This is a genomic window from Streptomyces sp. WELS2, from assembly GCF_013870595.1.
In the GTDB taxonomy this organism is placed as follows: Bacteria; Actinomycetota; Actinomycetes; order Streptomycetales; family Streptomycetaceae; genus Streptomyces.
Genome location: NZ_JACBWZ010001111.1, coordinates 1 through 1,740, shown reverse-complemented (window position 1 = coordinate 1,740; position 1,740 = coordinate 1). Strand labels below are relative to the sequence as shown.

General features: G+C 68.4%; 1 protein-coding gene and 1 pseudogene. Both read right to left on the bottom strand.

Annotated features, from left to right (window positions below):
- A pseudogene (locus H5J33_RS34145) lies at positions 1 to 180 on the bottom strand (hypothetical protein); the annotation flags it as partial.
- Between the two features lie 88 nt (positions 181 to 268).
- Positions 269 to 1,480: a pyridoxal phosphate-dependent aminotransferase gene (locus tag H5J33_RS34140; protein ID WP_181798541.1), complete on the bottom strand. Its 1,212-nt coding sequence runs from the start codon at positions 1,478 to 1,480 to the stop codon at positions 269 to 271.
- Positions 1,481 to 1,740 lie beyond the last annotated feature (260 nt).

The window sequence follows — 1,740 nt, the reverse complement described above, 5'->3', positions numbered from 1 at the left end:
GGCGGTGTCCAGGTCGGCGGACGGGGCCAGGGCGCGCAGTTCGTCGGTGACCGCGAGCAGTGCGGCGAGGTGTCCGGCGAGCTGGATGTCCAGCTCCTCCTCGCGCGACCGGTGGGGGAAGTCGCAGGTGGTGCCGGCCATCGTGCTGTGGACCGACTTGGAGCGGATCGGTTCGTACATGGGGATGGCCTCCTGTGCTCTGACAGGAAGCCATCCTACATTGGATTTCGTCTAAAGTTGAGCCGAGTCACGGAACGCGGTCCGCCGGCTACGGCTGGCCGTATCCGTCCAGGAAGGTGCCGATGCGGGTGACGGCGTCCCGGAGATCGCCGACCGACGGCAGGGTCACCACCCGGAAGTGGTCGGGCTCCGGCCAGTTGAAGCCGGTGCCGTGGACGACCATGATCTTCTCCTGCCGTAGCAGGTCCAGGACCAGCTGCCGGTCGTCCTTGACCTTGAACACCTTCGGGTCCAGCCGGGGGAAGAGGTACAGCGCGCCCTTGGGCCGTACGCAGCTGACGCCCGGGATCGCGGTGAGCAGGTCGTAGGCGACGTCCATCTGCTCCTTCAGCCGCCCGCCCGGCAGCACCAGGTCGTTGATCGACTGGCGGCCGCCGAGCGCGGCGACCACTCCGTGCTGCCCCGGCATGTTGGCGCACAGCCGCATGTTCGCCAGGATGGTCAGGCCCTCGATGTAGGAGTCGGCGTGGGCGCGCGGGCCGGAGAGCGACATCCAGCCGACGCGGTAGCCGGCCACCCGGTACGCCTTCGACATGCCGTTGAAGGTGAGGGTGAGCAGATCGGGGGCGACCTTCGCGGTCGGGGTGTGCGTGGTGCCGTCGTAGAGGATCTTGTCGTAGATCTCGTCCGAGCAGACCAGCAGGTTGTGCCGGCGGGCGATGTCCGTCAGCCCCTTGAGCACCTCCTCGTCGTACACCGCGCCCGTGGGGTTGTTCGGGTTGATGACGACGATCGCCTTGGTGCGGTCGGTGACCTTGCGCTCGATGTCGGCCAGGTCGGGCATCCAGTCGGACTGCTCGTCGCAGCGGTAGTGCACCGCCGTGCCCCCGGACAGGGAGACGGCCGCCGTCCACAGCGGATAGTCCGGGGCCGGCACCAGGACCTCGTCGCCGTCGTCCAGCAGGGCCTGCATCGCCATCACGATCAGCTCGGAGACGCCGTTGCCGATGAAGACGTGCTCGACGTCCGTCTCGATGCCGATGGTCTGGTTGTGCATCACGACCGCGCGGCGGGCGGCGAGCAGGCCCTTGGCGTCGCCGTAGCCGTGCGCCGTGGAGACGTTGCGGAGGATGTCCTCCAGGATCTCCGGGGGGCACTCGAAGCCGAAGGCGGCCGGGTTGCCGGTGTTGAGCTTGAGGATGCGGTGGCCCGCCGCCTCCAGTCGCATGGCCTCCTCGAGAACCGGGCCCCGGATCTCGTAACAGACGTTGGCGAGCTTGGTCGACTGGATCACCTGCATGTCCGTGAGCTTACGGCCCCCTCGTGCCTCATGGGCGGTGTTTTCCACCACCCGGGACGCGAGGTGCCCGGAAAGCGGCGCCGAATGTCCTCCGGGGATCTTGCGTCCCTAGAATCCGCTGGCATGTCCACGGAACGGGAGTACGAAGCGGAGGCGCGTGTGCCGCAGGAGGCGGGCGGCACGCCCGGTGTCCGGCCGAACGTGTACCACCCGCTGCCGGCTCCGGCCCCCGCGTACGAGCAGTACGGCACGGAGGATCA

What these genes read in the sequence shown, in the direction of transcription:
- H5J33_RS34140 (WP_181798541.1), bottom strand. Translation starts at nt 1,480, where the DNA reads ATGCAGGTGATCCAGTCGACCAAGCTCGCCAACGTCTGTTACGAGATC.